Below are 20,877 nucleotides of genomic sequence, written 5' to 3' on the forward strand. Positions count from 1 at the left end.
AATGCATAACTTTAGTTGATCTGCAAATAGCCTTTCCTATACTTTCAAGTGACTGTAGAGAATTTCTAAGCGATAGAAGCAACAAGACTTCTGATGAAGTGTAAGTAAGTCAGCAAGATAGCTGAGCGTTGCTTTAATATAGGGAATCGTCAGGCTATGATTAGGTTAATTTTGTTATGTTTGGTTGTCGTCAGCCAGGTGGGGATAGCCAAAACCATTACGGTGACTGACTCCTTCACTAAAGTGGGGTTGAACAGCCCGCTGCTAACAGCGGTCGGCTCTACTAATGTGACCGCGCAAGATATGTATCTTAACGATCTTTATAGCGCCAGCTTATATGCACAATCGGTGTCACCTGATGACGATGGCTATTGGTATAAACTCAATATTCAAACCGACCAACTTAGCCAGTCAAAAGACTTAGTATTAGTATTTCAAAACCACCTTTTACAGCATCTTGATGTATTTTTATTCAAAGATGGCCAACTTCAAACCAGCAAGCAGTTAGGCATCAATGACCGCGCATCGTTAACCTCCATCTACAAAGGTATGTACTTCCGCTTCTCAGCCGACTCCTCTGAGTCCACGACGGTCCTTATCTATAAACAAACCGATGGTCCAGGCATCATGCCGCTTGTAATGATGGACGGTAAGAGCTTTGCTGAGTACCAGGCAGTAACCTACTTTCTTTGGGGAGGAGCGATATGTGTGCTAATTGCTCTGGTTATCTATAACAGTTTTGTGTTCGCGTTAAACCGCCACAATCAGCAATATGCATGGTATCTGGTGTTTCAAGTATTTATGTTACTTAACTTTGCACCGCTGTATGGTTTTGGTTACCTCATATTGCCCGAAGCGATGTGCCATTGGTTAGCCAACCATATGGGGATCATGCATTTGCTTTTGCTTTGGAGTGCGCTGCAATTTGGCTATCAATTTCTCGAGATTAAGCGGTTTAGGCCACGCCTCGCGCGGTACATCAAACACAGTTATTGGGTTTTTATCCCACTCATTATAATTGGATTTAATATCACCAACTTACAACGAATGTTCATCACTGTACCGATGATGGGTATCGTGCTGTATATCTGTATTGGCAGCGCCGTTCACACACTTCGTAAAGGGTATCGACCCGCATTTTATTACTTGTTGTCCTGGGTAGGGGTCTCATTAGGAGCGGTGGGCGGTTACCTCACCTATATTAATGTTCTGCCGCAAAATGTGTTGTTTATGCACGCATTTTTGCTGGGCGCGTTAGCAGAGCAATTATTATTGTCGGTAAGTTTAGGGGTTCGATTACGATTTCAAGAAAACAAGGAGAAGCAGCATCGTTTAATAGACCAAACGTTGGATATGCCCAACCAGAACTTCACTCACGCTCTACTCACCAAGCAGTTTGTTAAGTCAGGAATAGAACCGAAGCGAATTCGTATGGTGTTGATCCAGCTGGAGGGATTGGACGATATAATTGGCACCTTGGGCACCGACCTTGTTACGCGCTCTACTGTATCACTGCTCGAAAATATGTCTGAGGAGATTTCGCAGCTTCCATGGCAGATCGATTTGAAGATCGATAAGCATTATTTTGGGGTGTGTATCCCCCCTAATAAGACGCTTATTTATGTCACCGACGAAGAGCCGATAGAAAAGCAGGTACAAGCGTTACTCAAAATTTGGCATAACCAGATTGATAATAGCTGCTTTCTCTCTGATGTATATATTCGCGCAGCAACGGCTCGCATTGATCACGGCTGGGACGAATTACCGAATCTTCATCAAAAGGCATATATGGCGGTTTTGGAGGCCAAAAAGGCCGACAAAAGATGGTTGCCATATAACCAAACCATGGCCAATAAAGTGCAAAAACACATTGAGTTACTCCACGATTTGAAAGCGGCAATTACGAACAATGAACTCGACATCTTTATTCAACCTCAAGTGGATTTAAACAGTAACCTTGTGGTGGGGGGGGAGGCATTAATTCGTTGGAACCACCCAAAGCTAGGATCAGTGTCCCCGGGCGTGTTTATACCCATTGCAGAGCAGAGTGGTTTGATTTATAGCGTGACTAAGTATGTGCTCCAACGTGTATTCTCGTGGGTCGCCACGCAGCCGCGCGATATGCGCTTTTCGGTGAATATTTCTGCATTGGATATAGAGCAAAAGGACTTTGTCCATTATCTAAAAAACATGCGTGATAAATTTCGTGTACCAGCCGGTTGCATTACTTTAGAAATTACTGAGTCGTGTGAGATGGAAATGTCGCAAGACTGTATTGCAAAAATGATTGCCATTAAAAAGTTGGGTTTTGCTATTTCTATCGATGATTTTGGGACTGGGTATTCATCGATGGCGTACTTGAGCCAATTGGACATTGATGAAGTGAAGGTCGATATCATGTTCACCCGCGGCATCGATAAAAATTTCACCCACCAAACGATCGTAAGATCGTTGATTGGTTTAGCTGCCGCTTTCAATGCTAATGTGGTGATTGAAGGTATTGAAAATGCAAATGAGAAGCAGACGGTCAAAGCATTAGGTGGACGACTGGGGCAAGGGTTTTACTGGTCTGGCGCGATCCCTATGTTGGAATTTGAAACTAAGTATTCTCAACGATTGCAGGATAGTCACGATGAAGAGAAGCAATCTGTTGCTTACCTTCATCGCTAAACATAAAAGGCTGTAAAATGCCGAGTGTTACTCTATAGAGAGAACAAGGCTTAAATACTACTTGTTATGGCGTGTGTATAGCACCATTAGGTGTGCGAGACTGAGTCCATTCTTGGACTCCCCAGTCTAGGTCAAAGGTTTTTGCAAATTCAACATCCAAGTCAACACCAATACCCGGCAGATCGGTTGGATACAAGTAACCATTGTCGGCCTCAATGACTCCAGGAAAGGCTTTGCGAATATTGTCATTGGGTCCATCCCATTCCTGAATGGCAGAATTGGATAACGCAATATTAAGATGCAAATTAACGCTGTGACCTATTGGTGTCATATCTTGCGGACCATGCCAAGCCATACGGACGCCATAGTTTTCACATAAGTGCGCCAATTTAATTGCCGGCGTGATCCCGCCTATTTGGCTGATGTGTACACGCATAAAATCGAGTTGACGCTTCTCAACGATCTGTCGCCACTCCATAGGATTATTAAACAGTTCGCCGATGGCAATTGGGGTAGAAGTTTGGTGCCTGATCATTTCTAACCATTCCGTTTGATGCGGTGGCAGCGGATCTTCGATGAAGTATGGTTTAAATTGTTCGAGGTCTTTGACCAATTGCAGTGCTTGGTTTGGAGTTAAACGCTCATGAATATCATGCAGCAACTCTACTTCGTATCCTAGCTTACTGCGTAAATGAGTAAACAGCTCTACCACGCTGCGCATATAAGCTTTTTGGTCGTAGTACGCGCCCGGTGTTTGTGACTTGTTGATGTGGGGGATGGCTGCTTTACCACCGTACAGTCCCATTTGGCAACGGATATGTCGGAAACCTTTGTCCATCAAAGCGCGCACATTCTTTTCTACTTCTTCGGGGGTCGCGCCATCTGCGTGATAATAGACATCGATAGCGTCTTTGGCTTTGCCACCGAGTAGTTGGTAGAGAGGCATGCCTGCCAGTTTTCCTTTAATATCCCACAGCGCCATATCGATACCGCTCACTGCGTTATTCAACACAGGGCCATTTCTCCAGTATGCGTTGACCATCATCATATTCCACAGGTCATTTATGTTACTGGCATCGCGACCAATCAGTAGCGGTTTTAGGTACTCTTCGATTACGTTCTTTACAGATAATGGACGTTGTTGAAAGGTTGCACATCCTAACCCGTACACGCCTTGGTCAGTATGAACTTTAACAGCGATAAGGTTGTGATCTTTTGGGCGAGTGAGGATAACTTCGATGTCAGTGATTAAGGTTGGTTTCATTGTGTTGCCTTATAAAGTTAAAGTATACAGGAGTTATGAGAACGATCTCATTATGGGCTCAAGAAAAACCATCAATTGATGGTTGCGGTATTAATGATAACGTTCTCATTGGTGTGAATAAGATAGCGCTGTGCTATATTGGCGTCAATCAATAGGATCAATTGTCCTTCAATAATTGTGATCTCACGACATAGATATGGCCGTAAATAAAAACATAACGATCAAAGATATAGCGCGCGCAACAGGGGTGTCACCCGCAACAGTGGGCCGCGTCTTCTCATCGCCAGATATCGTCAAGCAAAAGACCATTGATGTGGTTATGACAGCAGCGAAAGAGTTGGGCTATCAACCGAGTCTTGCCGGTAAGGCATTGCGAACGGGAAAAAGCTACGACATTGCCATTATGTTACCTTTTGATCGCCAAGGCAGTTCAGCAACGATGGGGGCAGCGCAATACGATTTGATCGCTGCATTTTCAAGTCGATGCTTAGCCAGTGGCTACAACATGAAACTGTTGCCATACACCTCGGCCTCAGAAAGAGACAAGGTGTTAGACGCCTATTTAACGACGTTCAATCCCGATGCTTTCGTGGTCTCGCAGCTTGAAGAGGATGACGCTAGGGTCGCTCGTTTACACGAGCGTCAGATACCTACAGTGGCCTTTGGTCTCGCTGATAAGTCCTCGTCAATGCATTGCTTTGATTTCGACAACTACGCCTTTGTGTTTGATGCCGTCAAACGTCTAGTGGCTCAAGGTAGAACCAGTATCGCCTTTGTTGTATCGCAAGAGCCATACCTGCATTACATGCATCAGCTGAGAGGCTTTGAAGATGCTCAACAAACTGTTCAATCATCCAACAAAGCCTTGTTTAAGTTAATTAAAGTGGATGTTAGCAATGACAGTGCTACTCGGACTCATATGGAGAAAGTGGTCCAAGAGTGCGATGCCATTATCACCATATCACCGCATTTAGTTCATCAAATTAAGAAGATTGCGGTATCTAACAACCGAACTATTGGTCAGGATCTGCTGGTGTACTGTTCGACCGCAACGCCAAGTCTTTTGGAGATGCTGGATATTCCAATTGCTTGCTACTATCAGGATTTTAATCGGGCAGGAGAGACGCTTGCCCAGCTGGCGATTGAGTCGGCAACTGGCGCGTGTTCAGGCATAAAACAAGTCGTGATTCCTTATGAGTTCATGGAGCTACTCGCAACTTAGTCGCAGTCAATCTTGATTTAAAGGTCACTGCAGCACTCAGATATCAGCTCTCTTAGCCATTGGTGAGCTGAATCTTGTTCAAGCATGGCAGGCCATAGCATGCGATAGCTAACCGGTTTCATTTCAAAGGGCAGCGGTAATGGTTTTAGCGAATACCGCTGTGCCAACTGTTCGGCAAATATGGATGTCGAAACCAGCATCATATTAGTGTGTTGTGCGAGCAATGCCGCGCAGTGAAAATCGGGCACTTTTGCTTTGTCTTCTATTCGATGGCCTAGTTCGCCTGCGACTCTATCTAGCAGCCAAAATTCGTTTTCTTCAACAAATATCCTGACAAGATCCGTCGCCAGAAACAGCGCAACGTCCCAATTAGAGGCAGACACGGGATAAGATTCGCTGACTAAACAGACGTGCCTATCTTTGTACAATTCTTTATTCGGTTGACCAGCCAAGTCAGAGATGTGAAACGGGGATTGAGCCCGTTGGTCAGTGTCTCTAGCAGCGATGAGTAAGTCTAAATCTCCTTGATTAAGCTGGTTCAAACTCTCTTTCACCTTAGGAACGATGCTGAGCTGCAATCCGGGTGCGCGCTGTCTCAGCTTGGGCATTAAACGCGGAATTATCGTTGGAAAAGCCGTTTCGCAGATACTGATGGTGAAGCTACGTTCGTCTTTTGCGGGATTAAAGGACTCTGGCAATAACATGATGTGTGAGTCGCGTAGCCATTGACGAAGTGGTGTTTCAAGTGCCGCCGAACGTGCTGTAGGCGTAAGTCCACGTCCAGTTCGAATAAAGAGTGGATCGCCTAAAACCTCTCCGAGCTGCTCTCTAAGCTTGGTTAATTGTTTACTTACCGCAGATTGACTCACATTAAGGCGCTCTGCGGCTCGACTGACGCTTCTTTCTTCGAGTAACACCAGCATTAAGCGCAGTAAATTGAGGTCGATATGGTCAAGCTTCATTTAATATTCCATTTTGGAAATTTATGAATGAAGATAATTCAATATTATTCATATCGCAAGCTTGTTAGTATTCGCCCTGTACATTTTTGACGAGAATACCTATGACGCAGAAAGCGCCTATCTATCTGTTTTTGCTATTGATAATCGTAAGCCCTATGGGGATCGATATCTTCTTGCCAGCCCTGCCTCAGATGGCTGACAACCTACACACTTCAATGATTAACGTTCAATCGACCATTCCGATTTTTCTTGCTGCGCTAGGTATGGGCCAGTTGTTTGCGGGACCTCTGGCGGATCGGTACGGTCGCAAGCCGATGATATTTTTTGGCCTTATGCTATACATTGTAGGCGCTGTTGTTGGATCAATGGCTTTGCAAATTGAAGTGTTGTGGTTTGCACGGGTATTACAAGGTTTAGGTACTTGTGCTGTTTCGGTTGGCGTAATGTCCGGCGTTCGAGACAGTTATTCGGCAGAGCGATCTGCGACAATATACAGTTACATTAACGGTGTTATTTGTGTGATCCCAGCATTAGCCCCACTCGTAGGTGGTTGGCTAAGTGAAACCTGGAGTTGGCGTTCGACGTTTTACTTCATGACGGGTTATGCAGTGTTTGTAATGTTAATTGCACTGTGGAAACTCCCAGAAACCCGTCCTCAAAATACTATTGTTCAACACAATCTCATTAATTGGGGGCAATATAAGCCAATCATCCACAACCCAACATTTAGGTTTAATGTGGGGTTAGTCATGCTGGCTATGGCGATAATCATTGCGTTTGTGAGTATCGCGCCGCAACGTCTTATGGTTGAACTGGGTTTAAGCCCAACGGCATTTTCGGTGTGGTTTGGTAGCAACGCAATAATCAATATCATCGCATCATTTACCGCACCAATGGTTATTGCTCGTCTGGGTAAAGATCGCGCATTACAACTGGCCATTGGGATGTGCACCTTGGCAGCTGTATTGTTGGTGACGTTTAGTCATATTGCTCACCCATTTGCATTCATGGGTCCCGTATTTATCGCAAGTACGGGGTTTTGTATCGTGTTGGCTATCTGTTGTGGAGCGGCATTAGCCCCCTTCGCGCAACGAGCAGGGACAGCTTCCTCATTGATGGGGTTCTTCCAAATGGCCGGTGCTTCTGTTGTTGTCGCAGCAATAGGCGCATTGTCGTTAAGCTCGGTACACGCCCTGGCATTGGCAGCGATTCTGCCGATTGTCTGGTACGGCATTTTTAAACGTCGCTCTAAGTTGCAACAAGCAACTCACTAAGTGAACAGAGGTCTATTGGACGCGGAGACAAAACTGGTCGTGTCCAATCGGCTGTTTAAGGTTTTGCTGAATGGTGTCGGCCAGTAAATAGCGGCCACTTAAGTGGTCGAGCTCACCAGACAACATCGAATTAAGTAACCATAACGTATCGTTTATGTCGGACATTTGTCCGCTGTCCATTGCGGCTTTTAGGTGTGGCATATAGTCTGTAGCAACGGTTGAGTTGGTGAGCTTTAGTGTTCGTTCGTTTTTAATAAACCCTGGATTGATACAAAACGCGCACAACGGAATCTGCTCTGCGCACAACTCTTGTTGCAAGGTTTCGGTAAACTTAACCACAGCGGCTTTTGCGGCGCCATAGGCAGATCCATACGTCTTTGGCTGGTCGGCACCCCCACCGCCAAAATTAACAATATAGCCTCTGGGTTGTGACTTCATAATGTTTATTGCTGCAACAGAACCTAAATAGGCGCTGTAGAGGTTGGCTTCAACCTCTTGTTGCCACACCGCTGGTTCAATAGTCCAACTGGGCCCCATTGCATCGTGATGATTAACTCCAACGTTGTTGATCCACATATCGACCTTACCATGCTGGTGAACAGTATTACTTATTGCTCTTTCGACATCACGTTGGTTCAGCATATCGGCAACTTGGTAAGAGTATTGCGCGGCATGGCGGCGGTGAGTGTGGGCTAGGTTTTCGACAAGTTTAACTAGCTTATTTTCGCTTCGCCCTATACATACGATGTGTCGCTGCGCGTCTACTAATCCTTCTGCTAGCATGCTGCCAATGCCACCAGTGGCTCCGGTGATCACAATTACTTGTTTCATGGTATCTCCCGCATTCAATAAATAAGCCCGCGATGAGCGGGCTTATTTCAACTATGGCTGACGCTTAAGCGCTACTTTCTTTCTTTAGCAGCCACTTTGTCCCAGCGTTTAAGGATCTCGTTGTAATCCTGTGTTGAATCTAGCATGAACGACGTAATGTCATTAGGCATATCGATACCAAGTTGCGGTGGGATTGTACCTACAGGGAATGTTACCATGTGGCCCGCGCTACGTGCTGACTTAAATGGGTCAGCGACTGAAGGGACGCCAGACGTGCCATTAACTAACGTAGAGATACCCGTATCAGCACGAAGGAAAATTTGTAGGTTTTCATCGGTCATCCAAAAATCAATCCATTTTTCGGCCGCATCAACGTCTTTGGCTGCAACAGGGATAGACCAACCTGGACCGTTATAATCCATAGTGATGCCTGTATCACCATTGATCGCAGAGAATGGATGGAAACTAAAGTTCTCAGGCAAGCTGTCATTCATAAATGGAGTGATATTCCACATACCTTGCGGCAACATTGCAACTCGACCTGATTGGAAGGTGGTTAAGGCCACTGACCATGGGTCGGTACCGGCAGAGATTTTAGGATCAAAACATTTAGCATCGATCATCTTGCGGAAACCTTCAAAGGCCATTTTCATCGACTCATCGTTTGCGAACGATTGCTCACCGCTAATGAGTTTATCAATGCGAGTATGATCAGGGTTGTCGCTATCTGCTAAGCCCATTGCTAAGAAGTAAATAAACGGTGTCCATCCACCATTGTTTGCTGCCAATAGCATTGGTTGAATGCCTGCATCGTTTAGTTTGCCACAGGCTGAAACGAGTTCATCGATGGTTTGTGGATAACTATCCACTCCAGCTTTGGCTAAAAGGTCGTCGTTGGTGTATACGCCCATGCCCGAAACTTCTAGCATGGAATAGTAGACGTCGTCACCCAAGCCTAGGTAAGGGCGAAGGTTAGGTTGTACGCGTTCGACAAAAGGGAGGTCGTTAAGAGATTTAAGTTGGCCGTTGCCACCCCAATGCAGTATAAACTCTCGGTCAACCATCACTACGTCTGGTGGGTTGCCCGCTTGCATACGTGCAGGGATGCTCGTCACCATGTCATTACGCGCCATGTAGGACAGTTTTACTTCAATGTCTGGGTATTTTTGTTCGAATCTCTCAATAATTGCAGGAAAATCCGCAACTTCAGCGCCAGCGCCTTTCCAGCTTGCGACTTCAAGTTCAGTTTTAGCAGCAACTGATGTTGAAGCCATAATAGCAGCGGCAATAGCAGTACAGAGTGTCAATTTTTGTAGTTTCATCGCTGTAACATTCCTTTGATAATTAATCGTTATTTGTAGGGTGATAGTCTTTGTAATCTCGCAAGGCGAGTTATAAAAAAATAACGGTAATTCCTTGTTTTTATGTTGGTATTTAGTGTGTAGCCTCCTTTAAATTCTAAGAAGTGCCCTTCACATGGAAGGGCACACTCAATTATTTAACAGCGCCCGCGGTCATGCCGTTAACGATCTGTTTAGATAGGGTGAAGAACACAATCAGTAGCGGTAGTGAAGCCAATACTGCAGCTGGGAACAGCTGGGTTGGGTCAACTGAATAGGTTCCTAGGAATCGAAGTACTGCTGGCATCAGTGTGAGCTTGGCTTCTGTGGTAATAAACAGCAGTGGATTCACTACGTCATTCCAACAAGACAAGGTCACAAAGATGGCAAGTGTACCCGTAATAGGCTTAAGCATCGGGAAGATGATGTACCAATAGGTTTTGAAGTAGCTTGCACCATCTAATCGAGCAGCTTCCTCTAACTCTTTGGGGATGGCCTTAATAAAACTGGTGTAAAAGAACACACCCAGTGGCAAATTACCCGCGGTGTATACAATAACCAGTCCAGCAAACGTATCCAACAGGCCTAAATCGCGAATGAACAGGTACAGAGGGGTCAATGCTGCGAACGGCGGTACTATCATCCCGAGTAGGAAGAAGAAGTACAGGAAGTTCGACATTTTGCCGCGAATTCTTGCTAGTGGATAGGCCGCCAGTGACGAAAGCATGGCCACCATGAAAATGGTGGTTACTGTGATACCTACAGTGTTGAACAAGGTACCAAAGTAGTTCATGTCGCCAATAACGTTGACGTAGTTTTCCCACTGAATGGTCTTTGGCATGCCAAGTGGATCAAGCATGATTTCGCGGCGCGTTCTAAACGACATGAAAATCATGTAGAAAACCGGTGACAAGATGATCAGCGTACACAGAGACATCAGAGTGGTCATTGTGACCTTTTTGATGTTACGAGGTGCGAGCAACGCATTAAGACGTTTTGATGTAGGCTTAGTGCTTACGGTGTTAGTCTTTAGTGGAGTTGAACTGTTCATTAGATACGGTCCTCTCTTGCACGTAGGTAACTGTTTTGAACCATGGTGATAATGGCAACCAGAAGAATCATTACCACAGACAATGCTGCAGCCATACCATACTTAAAGTCTTGGAAGATCAGCGTGAAGATCTTCAGCCCTAACGTCATGGTGGCGTAGTCTGGTCCACCCAAAGTCATGATGAATGGGAATTCGAACGACTTAAGGGTACCGATTGTAGCCAATGTGATGTTGACGGTGATCGCGGGTGCGAGCAACGGAATATCAATATGGAAGAAAGACTTAACAGGCGACACACCATCGATACGTGCTGCGTCTTTGATTTCAGACGATATACCGGCGTAACCAGCTAAGAAAATCGCAGTTGAATAACCCACGAACATCCAGACATGTACTGCAGCAACGGAGAACAAGGCAATCGCCGAGTCACCTAACCAGACTTGCTGCAAGCTTTGTAGCCCGAGAGCGCCCAACAATTCGTTTAAGCCACCGCCCATTGGTGCATAAAGGTACTGCCACACGTAACCTGCAATCACTAGCGACAGCATAGAAGGCACGAGTAGCGCAGTACGAAACATATCTCTAACTGCGGGTAAGCTATTTAATATGGCAGCAAAAATGAGACCAATACCATTTTGAAAAACCACCACCACAATGCCGTAAACAAGCGTGTTACGAAGCACTTTTAAGTAGCGTTCATCTTGAAATATTTCTTGGTAGTTTTCCATCCCTACCCAGGTCGCCTCCCCAACACCTGCGTATTCGGTCAGCGAGAGCGACACACCTTTTAATACCGGGTAGATCATAAAGATGACGTACACCAATAAGGCCGGCACAAGGAAATAAAATCGTTTATCAATTTTCACAACCAATTCCTTAAATTACATAACGACTTACAAAAAAGAGGTGACTGGTAAACCCAGTCACCAAAAGGGTTATCGACGAGAAATATCTTTTTCGACGATGCTATCCCAGCGCTGCAAGATTTTGTTGTAATCTTGGCTAGGGTCTAACATAAATGACGTCACGGCATTCATCATGTCATCGGTCAATTCGATTGGCAGAGCTCCAACTGGGAAGGTCACGTAACGGTTTTCATTGCGAGACTCAACGTAGTTTGATGCGATGTCCATTGGCAGGCCTGAAGTACCACCTTCAAGGGTTGTCAATGCAGTATCAGCTTCTAAGAACAGTGTTAGGTTCTCATCTTGAATCCAAAAATCGATCCATTTTTTAGCCGCTTCTTTGTCTTTCGCAGCAGCAGGGATTGCCCAACCAGGACCTAAGTAGTCCATGGTAATACCTTGAGTGCCGTTTGCGGACGGGAATGGGTGCAAGCTAAAGTTTTCTGGAAGTGCATCTTTTGCGAACGGAGTGATATTCCAAAGCCCTTGTGGCAGCATCGCTACGCGGCCAGACTGGAAGGTTGTTAGACCAACAGACCAAGGGTCGGTACCCGCTGAAATTTTAGGATCGAAACATTTAGCATCAATCAGTGTACGGAATGCTTCAAAAGCACCTTTAACCGCTGCGTCATCGACAAATTTTAGCTCCCCGCTGTTAAATTTAGCTAAACGGTCTTGGCTAGGAACGTCAGCGTCGGCCAGAGCAAGTGCTAAAAAGAATACATACGGTGTCCAGTTACCGTTGTTGCCCGCTAAAAGTAGTGGTAACGTGCCTTGTTCGCGCAATTTGCCACAAGTAGCAGTAAATTCAGATAACGTTTCTGGGTATGATGTGATACCCGCTTGTTTCATTAGATCGTCATTGACGTATACACCCATGCCTGAAATTTGTAGCATCGCGTAGTAAGTATTATCTCCAAGACCTAAATGTGGACGCAGAGCAGGTTGAATGCGAGAGATAAACTCTTCTTCGCTCAAATCCATCAATTGGTTGTTGCCACCCCAGTGAGTAACAAACTCGCGGTCAACCATCAGAACATCTGGTGGCGTTCCGGCTTGGAAGCGAGCTGGAATGGTGGTAACCATGTCGTTACGAGCCATATAGTTGAGCTTCACTTTAATGTCTGGGTGAGCTTTTTCGAAACGCTCAATGATTGCAGGAAAATTGGCAACTTCAGTGCCAGCGCCTTTCCAGCTTGCGACTTCAAGTTCTGTTTGTGCGATGGCTGCAGAGGCCATTGTTGACAGAGCGATTGCAGTAAACGCAGCAACCTTTTTCATTTTCATGGGTTCAATCCTTAATTATTGTTTTCCAGTTTGCCAAGTGAAAATTAAATTGGCTCACCAAATTCATCCTTAGGTTAACAACCATTGTCAACCACTGATGTGACAAGGCTCAAATTAAGCAAAATAGAGCCTAATAAAGTGTCACAATTGAGTGCTTTCTATGAATTTGGTCACAATAACTGTTCAAAAAACGAAAAGATGTTAACCAATGGTCTGTATATGAGTTATTTTGGTTGACGAATCATTGATAACAATATTAGGGCTGATCCCATGGCAGATATTCAACTTAAAGGTGTGAAAAAACGGTTTGGTAAAGTACAAACGATTCATGGTGTTGATCTAGAGATCAAACATGGTGAGTTTGTAGTATTTGTTGGTCCATCAGGTTGCGGTAAATCTACGCTACTGCGCTTGATCGCTGGCTTAGAAACCATTTCGGATGGCGACATATATATCGCAGACAAATTGGTAAACGATGCAGAGCCTGCAGATCGCGGGGTTTCTATGGTTTTTCAATCTTACGCGCTATACCCACATATGACCGTCGAACAAAATATGGGCTTTGGCCTAAAAATGAACGGTGTGTCTAAAGAGGACGCGAAGAAACAAGTGTTGTTGGCGGCAAAAACGCTCCAACTAGAACCTCTACTTCAACGACGTCCTAAAGAGCTGTCGGGTGGACAGCGACAGCGCGTTGCAATTGGTCGCTCAATTGTTCGAAACCCAGCCGCATTCTTGTTTGATGAACCTTTATCTAACCTCGACGCAGAACTTCGTGTTGAGATGCGATTGCAAATAGCTAAACTTCACCAAGAGCTTGATACAACTATGGTTTATGTAACCCATGATCAGGTTGAAGCAATGACGTTAGCCGATAAAATTGTCGTTCTTAAAGAAGGGCAAATTGAGCAAGTAGGATCGCCTTTAGAGCTGTATAACAAACCAGTAAACATGTTTGTTGCAGGCTTTATTGGCTCTCCAAGAATGAACTTCATTGAAGCACAAATCGTCGATATGACCGATTCGCTATTGCACGTCAAGTTAAACGATGACCAAGTATTGGCATTGCCGACAGAGGTTCAAGGTAAAGTCGATATTGGCGATAAAGTTAATGTCGGTATTCGTCCTGAGCATCTAGAAATTGGTGGAACAGGAGATTATCAAATAGAGTTCTCTAGTGAAGTGGTCGAACGATTAGGAAACAGTACCTACTTGTTTGGTAATTTTGCAGGCCAAGGTGGATTCATCGTACATCACCCTGGAGACAAAGAGATTCATTCGTTTGAAACCACCAAGCTTGGGCTGCATGTTCAAGATTGTCATGTGTTTAATCAAGACGGAAACTGTATTACCAGCTAAACCATTATTGGACTAAAAAAAGCTGCTTCGGCAGCTTTTTTTGTGAGAATCGTATATCGAAGTAAATGTTTTGCGAAAAAAAAAGCTCCAGCGAGCTGGAGCAAAATAGGTAAGCTAATGAGCAACAAGCGTGATACAGGCTTGAGCCATCGCATTCTATAGGATGTGTCTTAGTAAGACAGGATAATGGTAGGTAAGTATCACTTCATGGTCAACCAATATGGGTTTGAAAATTGCATTTGGTTGATAAATTATGACGTAGATCCTACTTATAATATTTACAGTCACGTATAATTAACGGGTATCTTGATCGTCAAGTACCCGTTAAACCTTGATTTACTCAGTTTTCAATCAAGTTATTTTAATGGTTTACAAAGTTTATCTTGGTCAACCATTAGTGGCCTTAGGAGTATCAAAGGATGTTATCAAATAAACGGCGCTATTTTGAAATTGGCACCCAAATTGAAGAGTTGCTTGAAAGTGGCGTATTTAAAGCGGGGCAGAGATTGCCTTCAGAGCGCGTATTGAGTGAAAAGTTTGAAACCAGCCGTGCCACCATTCGCGAAGCTATCATTATGTTGGAGCTAAAAGGTTTAGTTGAAGTAAAGCAGGGCGCGGGTATTTACTTTATCGAATCTAAGCCGGTCCAAGCTGGGCCGCCGAACCAGTATAACGATATTGGCCCTTTCGAATTGCTGCAAGCTCGCCAGGTCGTGGAAAGTAATATTGCCTGTTTTGCCGCAACTCAAATCAAATTTAATGAGTTGAAAGCGCTCAAGCGAGTTCTAATTGCTCAAGAAAATGAAATTAACCGCGACAGCAAAAAGTTTGAAGAGTTAGACCATGAATTTCATCAATTGATTGCTGAGTCGACTCAGAACCGCGTGTTGATCGATCAGGCCACAGAAATGTGGAAGTCAGTACGAACTCAAAATCCGTTGTGGAAAGCACTAAATCACAAGTACTTGCACGAGGGCGATCTGCAATCTCAGTGGATTTGTGACCACAAACGAATTTTGCTGGCGCTGCAACGCCGCGCTGCCGAAGACGTGAAGCAAGCCGTGTGGCAGCACATTGAAAACAGTAAGGTGGAGTTGATGAAAATTGCCACCAGCGATGGCATCAATGCCGATATTGACGACTTTTTTTTCGCTGGAGACATGTGAATTCCAGCAACACAATCTTTTACAAACAAGACAGGAAGCGAGCTTCCTATAACGAATGGAAAAGCTATGAAACGTTACCAAAACTATGTCGATGGAAAGTGGGTCGATGCTAAGAATGGCAAAATTGATCAAGTCATTAACCCTTCAACTGAAGAAGTAGTTGCAGAGATCCAAGATGGTGATGCCAGTGATGCCGATTATGTACTAAGCGTCGCAAAGCGCGCTCAAGCCGATTGGAAACGAGTCCCTGCACGTCAACGTGCTGAACTACTAAGAAAATTTGCTCAAGAAATCCGAGAGAATCGTGAGTTCTTGGCAGAACTGCTCGTCCAAGAGCAAGGCAAATTGCTTAAAGTGGCACGTGGCGAAGTGGATGTTACCGCATCGTTTATTGACTACGCCTGTGACTGGGCGCGCCAGATGGACGGAGACATAGTGCAGTCGGATAATGCCGACGAGCATATCTGGATCCAAAAAATCCCTCGTGGCGTGGTTGTAGCCATTACCGCTTGGAACTTCCCACTAGCACTAGCGGGTCGTAAAATTGGTCCTGCGTTGGTAGCAGGTAATGCAATTGTGGTGAAACCAACATCGGAAACACCACTGGCGACATTGGAGCTTGGCCACCTAGCCGAAAAAGTAGGGATCCCTGCAGGGGTGCTAAACATTGTGACCGGTGGTGGATCTAGTCTAGGCGGTGCATTGACTGGCCACGAGCTTACTAACATGGTAACCATGACCGGTTCAACACCTGTTGGGCAATCAATCATTAAGTCATGCGCAGCAAACATGGCGCATGTTCAATTAGAGCTTGGTGGTAAAGCGCCGTTCATTGTGATGGAAGATGCCAATTTAGAGCAAGCTGCGGCCGCTGCGCTGCATTCACGTTTTGATAACTGCGGCCAAGTGTGTACTTGTAACGAGCGTATGTACGTGCATTCTGCGGTTTATGATGAGTTTATGGCAATCTTCATGGAAAAAGTGCAAGCACTTAAAGTGGGCAATCCAATGCATGAAGATTCGGATATGGGACCAAAAGTGAACCGACGCGAAGTCGAGCATATGGTTGAATTGGTTGAGCAAGCAAAAGCCGAAGGTGCAACGGTATTGCATGGTGGTAACCGCTTAACGACAGGTGAGTTTGAAAAAGGCTTTTGGTTTGAACCCACTATTCTAACGGATGTGACACAGTCTATGACTATTGTCCATGAAGAAGCGTTTGGTCCTATTCTACCGGTGATTAAGTTTGATTCTTTTGAAGAAGTCTTAGGCTATGCCAACGATAGTGAATACGGCCTTGCGACGATGATTTGTACCCAAAGTATGAAGTATATTCAACGTCTTACCCACGAACTCGAATGTGGCGAAATCTATGTAAACCGTGGCCATGGCGAGCAGCATCAGGGCTTCCACAATGGCTATAAGTTGAGTGGCACCGGCGGTGAAGACGGTAAATATGGTTTTGAGCAATACCTAGAGAAGAAGACGTTTTACGTGAACTTTGGCGACTAAGTTGCACGATGGATTCTTGATGGCCACCTTCGGGTGGCTTTTTTTTGCCTAATGCTCAACCATGTTGTATTGCGTCGTTGCCCATTGTTATTGAGAGTTGCTTTCTTAGGCAGTAAATCACTGAGTGACAGCCCTATTATTTGTGAATAGTAACGCGCACAGGTTTTGTATATTCTTTAATGCAGAATGTATTTTGCCGCATTAAGGATGATGTGTGTAATGGAAACAGAACGTCAATTAGCTAGCGGCTTTAAGGCCGAGTCTTTTCTAAAGCAGCTCCACAGGCACCCGGAGTTGTCCGGTCACGAAGCCAATACCGCTTTTACTATTGCTCAGCAACTTCGACAGTTTGGGTTACACCCTGTAGAGGGCATTGGCGGTCATGGTGTCATTTGTACTGTTGCGGGTGAGCAAAACGGTGAGACAACGTTACTGCGGGCCGATTTTGATGCGTTGCCAATTCAAGAAAAAGCCACACATTCGCATGTGTCGGTCAATCATGGGATCATGCACGCTTGTGGTCATGATGGGCATACTGCATCGCTACTTGCTGTAGCAGAGAAGCTTGCGGTGACTCCACCCAAACGCGGAAAGGTTATTTTACTGTTTCAGCCAGCAGAAGAAACAGGCGTGGGTGCCAGAGCAATGCTTGACTCTGCCGAACTCAAACAGCTAAAGATTGATAATGTGTTCGCGTATCACAACCTTCCCGGTCACTCTCTGCATGAAGTGGTTATCAAAGACAACACATTTGCTTGCGCATCGACGGGAGTGAGCATTCAACTTGAAGGAAAGACGTCGCACGCAGCGTACCCAGAAAATGGGCTAAACCCCGCTAAGGCGATGATAGAGATTTTACAGTTTTTAGAAGGGTTATCTTCGCAATACACGGAAAACTTTGCTTTGGTCACCATTGTAAGCGCTCAACTGGGTGAGGAAGCGTTTGGTGTCTCTGCGGGTAGAGCAACAATAATGGCCACGCTGCGTAGCGACAGTAATTCGACCTTTCAGGCTATGCAATCGAAGATTCGTTTAAAGTTAGAAGAGGTTGAAAAGCACAGTGGGCTCGGGGTTAAGCACTCTTGGCACGAGCCGTTTAACGCCGCCGTGAACTCAAACGCGCATGTTGATATCGTTCGCACACAAGCCAAACACCTTGGCTTGAAGGTTAACGAATTGCGTGAGCCCATGAGATGGTCGGAAGACTTCTCGGAGTTCCTTATTCACTATCCTGGGGCACTCTTTTGTATTGGCAGTGGGGAGTCTCACCCAGAATTGCACAACCCCGATTACGACTTTCCCGACGAGATCATTGAGACCGCCAGTACTCTGTTTATGTCTATCGTTAAGCAAATACATTGTTAGATTACAATAGTTTGGGTAACAAGCATAGTGTGTATGCGCTGCCTGTTTAGGCAATTGACTTCGCTGTGTAGTGCGCTAACTACAGGTAAGAGCTGCTCCGTTTACTGCAAAGTGACTGTTTTGTAATTAAATGTTTTTAAAGGATATTTTTAAATCCTTTACTGTATTATTATCAACATTTACAACAGATCAACCCTTTCTTTTCCGTATCGAAAAGAAAGGGTTGATTGCATTTAGACGCGGATAACAAAGTGAAATTAAGTCGACTCAGTGGCGTACTTGTCATGCTAAGTATGCCAGTACATGCCGTTTTTAATGGTGGCATCAATGCCAACTTAACCGATGTTAATGGCGCTGCCAGTCATGGTTATGGGCTGCATTTAGGTTACACGCCTTTGCCTTACCTAGGGGCCGAAATTGGCATCGATCGACTCGGTGACGATTATCGTTCTGGCTATAAAACCACGTACGATACAGTGTCATTTAAAGTAAAACCTAGGTACCAGTTCGCGACATTTACAATGTACGGCAACTTAGGGTTTCATGTATTCAATGGCGAAGCGGATATCGATGCACAATTTGTGTATGGCCTTGGCGCAGAAACCTACCTACACCAAAGAGCAACCATTGGCGCGGAATACAATTTTTACAAAATCGGCGTGTCGGATATCGAAGCGTTAACGGTTAAATTGAGCTACTTGTTTTGAGGATGACTGTCATGAACGCTAAATCGCTGGTTATCTGTGGCTTGTCGTTAAACTTATTGGGCTGTTTTGGGATCACCGGTGAAACTGATGGGCTGGTGGATCATAATACTCTCGCAACATACTTAGAGTCGTCGAATCGTTCGATAAACCACTTCCCCTATTTACACGGTCTTGATCAACGCGGAACGGTTCGCTTTGATACTACGTCGTCTATTCCGCTTTATTATGTCACAGACGTTGGCCAGAGCGTGCCAAAGAGTATTTTGGAATCAGTCGAAGTTATGAGGAATCAGCTCGGTGTTTCATTCAGCGAGATACAGGTTTTAAATGAAGATATTGAGCAATACCGAAATTTTTTGCATGCCGAAGAAAACATCGGTAATGACAGCTATGACGAAGACACCTTCAAGATTACTCACAATATAGAAGGCGGTATTGTCTTCTCAATCGATTCGGCGTTTTATTCACATCAATACACCACCAACCCAAATACTATGTGCGCAAATGCGGGTCAAGGGCCTTATGATGGTGGCTTAAGCATTAATGTCGACACTAATACACACACGTTTGAACCATCGACACTGCTGTGGGTTAATCTTGGTAATCGACAATGCAGTTGGGACAAAGGCATCGTATTGCACGAAATGGCGCACGCACTGGGGCTGTTTCATCATTTTGATTATTTTGGCAAATGGAATACCACATCGATGGCGGTCCTTAAAATGCTGTATCGAAATCCGGCAGGGACTCCTTTCTATGCTCTACAGTAGAAGCGCTCTAGAGTATTGGCCGCTTGTGGCGTTTCAGAAATAGCAAATAACCAAATGCTAACTCGATTTAATTGCTTTCACTTTATAGTGAGGTGAGCCTAGTAGCCCTCTGATGGATAGCAGTCCTGCTATCCATCGAATCAACGTAAATACCACACCACAAAAGTAAATCTCCATACTCGTTTACTTTGATAGTCAAAATATCTATAGTTGGTTATATTTTGATTATCAAGTTATATGGATATGAACGAGATCATTACTAAACACACTCACCACCACAATTTTTCTTCTATCAGTCAGAAAAATGAACGTCGAACCTGGTATGTACTCGCGATTACCCTAGTAACCATGGTGGTCGAAATCATTGCTGGAACGGTTTACGGGTCTATGGCACTGCTGGCAGACGGGTGGCACATGGGCACGCATGCAGCTGCATTTTGCATTACGCTGTTTACTTATCGCTACACCAGAAAACACATAGATAGCGAAAAGTTTTCGTATGGGGTCGGTAAAGTCGGGGTTCTTGGCGGGTACACCAGTGCCATCGCGTTAGGGATAGTGGCGCTGGTTATGGTCGGTGAGTCGGTGCATCGTCTATTTGTGCCAATCAACATTCAGGTCAATCAATCCATATTGGTCGCAGCAATTGGGTTGACGGTAAACGTTGTGAGTATTTTCATTCTTGGGCATGAACACACTCACGATCATTCGCATCATCATGCTCATCAACATGATCCTCACTCGGAGTCCAGTCACCATCATGCTCAAGACCATAACCTTAGAGCCGCTTATTTTCACGTCCTTGCCGATGCATTAACGTCTGTACTCGCAATTGGGGCACTGTTAGTCGCGAAATACGTAGGGTGGGTGTGGCTCGATCCTATTATCGGAATTGTTGGCGCACTGGTAATTACTAAATGGGCGTTAAACCTAATAAATCAAACCAGCCCGATATTGTTAGATGAAAATATTGATTCTGCCTATCAACAAGAAATCGTGGATATTATTGAGCGCCACAGGCAGACCAAAGTGACAGATATCCACATTTGGAAGGTCAGTGCCGATCATTACGCAGCCTCGTTAGTGATTGTTACTGCAACGAAAAATAGCGCTGAATCGTTTAAACAAGAGCTAACGAAATTTGCTAAACTTCATCACCTAACCGTTGAAGTGAATCACTGTTGAGCCATGC

Annotated in this window: 17 protein-coding genes; 10 read left to right on the plus strand and 7 right to left on the minus strand. The window is 44.9% G+C overall.

The features are described from left to right. Nucleotides 1-156 precede the first annotated feature (156 nt). Nucleotides 157-2,670, plus strand: coding sequence for an EAL domain-containing protein (locus ST37_RS00310; protein WP_084882393.1), 2,514 nt, complete (start codon nt 157-159; stop codon nt 2,668-2,670). Between the two features lie 64 nt (nt 2,671-2,734). Here ST37_RS00310 and ST37_RS00315 read toward each other — a convergent pair whose 3' ends face one another. Further along, the gene (locus ST37_RS00315) at nt 2,735-3,934 is read right to left on the minus strand and encodes an enolase C-terminal domain-like protein (RefSeq protein WP_084882395.1); all 1,200 of its coding nucleotides are present in this window, start codon (nt 3,932-3,934) and stop codon (nt 2,735-2,737) included. A gap of 196 nt (nt 3,935-4,130) precedes the next feature. Between ST37_RS00315 and ST37_RS00320 the strand changes: the two genes are divergently transcribed. Next, nucleotides 4,131-5,156: a LacI family DNA-binding transcriptional regulator gene (locus ST37_RS00320; RefSeq protein WP_084882397.1), complete on the plus strand. Its 1,026-nt coding sequence runs from the start codon at nt 4,131-4,133 to the stop codon at nt 5,154-5,156. Between the two features lie 17 nt (nt 5,157-5,173). Here ST37_RS00320 and ST37_RS00325 read toward each other — a convergent pair whose 3' ends face one another. Beyond that, a complete protein-coding gene (locus tag ST37_RS00325) occupies nt 5,174-6,118 on the minus strand; it encodes a LysR family transcriptional regulator (RefSeq protein ID WP_084882398.1) in 945 nt (314 codons plus the stop codon). Nucleotides 6,119-6,219: 101 nt separating this feature from the next. Here ST37_RS00325 and ST37_RS00330 point away from each other — a divergent pair, with 101 nt between their 5' ends. Then, a complete protein-coding gene (locus tag ST37_RS00330; RefSeq protein WP_084882400.1) occupies nt 6,220-7,392 on the plus strand; it encodes a multidrug effflux MFS transporter in 1,173 nt (390 codons plus the stop codon). A gap of 12 nt (nt 7,393-7,404) precedes the next feature. Here ST37_RS00330 and ST37_RS00335 read toward each other — a convergent pair whose 3' ends face one another. The 5 genes from ST37_RS00335 to ST37_RS00355 all read right to left on the minus strand — a co-directional run bounded on the left by ST37_RS00335 (nt 7,405) and on the right by ST37_RS00355 (nt 12,806). Continuing rightward, nucleotides 7,405-8,223 (minus strand): SDR family oxidoreductase, encoded by an 819-nt coding sequence (locus tag ST37_RS00335; protein ID WP_084882401.1) that lies wholly within the window; start codon nt 8,221-8,223, stop codon nt 7,405-7,407. 71 nt (nt 8,224-8,294) lie between these two features. Then, a complete protein-coding gene (locus ST37_RS00340) occupies nt 8,295-9,545 on the minus strand; it encodes an ABC transporter substrate-binding protein (RefSeq protein WP_084882402.1) in 1,251 nt (416 codons plus the stop codon). Between the two features lie 172 nt (nt 9,546-9,717). After that, a complete protein-coding gene (locus ST37_RS00345; RefSeq protein WP_084882403.1) occupies nt 9,718-10,614 on the minus strand; it encodes a carbohydrate ABC transporter permease in 897 nt (298 codons plus the stop codon). Continuing rightward, a complete protein-coding gene (locus ST37_RS00350; RefSeq protein ID WP_242426156.1) occupies nt 10,614-11,480 on the minus strand; it encodes a sugar ABC transporter permease in 867 nt (288 codons plus the stop codon). Before ST37_RS00350 ends, ST37_RS00345 begins: the two co-directional genes overlap by 1 nt. Before the next feature lie 69 nt (nt 11,481-11,549). Then, nucleotides 11,550-12,806, minus strand: a complete 1,257-nt coding sequence (locus ST37_RS00355) for an ABC transporter substrate-binding protein (RefSeq protein ID WP_084882405.1) — start codon at nt 12,804-12,806, stop codon at nt 11,550-11,552. 270 nt (nt 12,807-13,076) lie between these two features. Between ST37_RS00355 and ugpC the strand changes: the two genes are divergently transcribed. The 7 genes from ugpC to dmeF all read left to right on the plus strand — a co-directional run bounded on the left by ugpC (nt 13,077) and on the right by dmeF (nt 20,870). Next, entirely contained in the window at nt 13,077-14,165 is a 1,089-nt protein-coding gene (gene ugpC, locus ST37_RS00360; protein ID WP_084882406.1) for a sn-glycerol-3-phosphate ABC transporter ATP-binding protein UgpC, read from the plus strand. A 419-nt stretch (nt 14,166-14,584) separates the two neighbouring features. Beyond that, nucleotides 14,585-15,331, plus strand: a complete 747-nt coding sequence (locus tag ST37_RS00365) for an FCD domain-containing protein (protein ID WP_084882408.1) — start codon at nt 14,585-14,587, stop codon at nt 15,329-15,331. A gap of 66 nt (nt 15,332-15,397) precedes the next feature. Continuing rightward, nucleotides 15,398-16,843 carry an aldehyde dehydrogenase gene (gene aldA, locus ST37_RS00370; RefSeq protein ID WP_084882410.1) on the plus strand — a complete coding sequence of 482 codons (1,446 nt, stop codon included), beginning with the start codon at nt 15,398-15,400 and terminating at the stop codon, nt 16,841-16,843. A 219-nt stretch (nt 16,844-17,062) separates the two neighbouring features. Beyond that, nucleotides 17,063-18,208 (plus strand): amidohydrolase, encoded by a 1,146-nt coding sequence (locus tag ST37_RS00375; RefSeq protein ID WP_084882411.1) that lies wholly within the window; start codon nt 17,063-17,065, stop codon nt 18,206-18,208. 251 nt (nt 18,209-18,459) lie between these two features. Further along, complete coding sequence (locus tag ST37_RS00380; protein ID WP_143698077.1) at nt 18,460-18,915, plus strand: outer membrane beta-barrel protein; 456 nt, start codon at nt 18,460-18,462, stop codon at nt 18,913-18,915. 11 nt (nt 18,916-18,926) lie between these two features. Continuing rightward, nucleotides 18,927-19,685, plus strand: coding sequence for a hypothetical protein (locus tag ST37_RS00385; RefSeq protein WP_084882415.1), 759 nt, complete (start codon nt 18,927-18,929; stop codon nt 19,683-19,685). A 243-nt stretch (nt 19,686-19,928) separates the two neighbouring features. Then, on the plus strand, nt 19,929-20,870 hold the full coding sequence (gene dmeF, locus ST37_RS00390) for a CDF family Co(II)/Ni(II) efflux transporter DmeF (protein WP_084882419.1): 942 nt from the start codon (nt 19,929-19,931) through the stop codon (nt 20,868-20,870). The last annotated feature ends 7 nt before the right edge of the window (nt 20,871-20,877 follow it).

Origin of the sequence: Vibrio sp. qd031, assembly GCF_002100145.1 — a bacterium.
Taxonomy (GTDB): Bacteria; Pseudomonadota; Gammaproteobacteria; order Enterobacterales; family Vibrionaceae; genus Vibrio.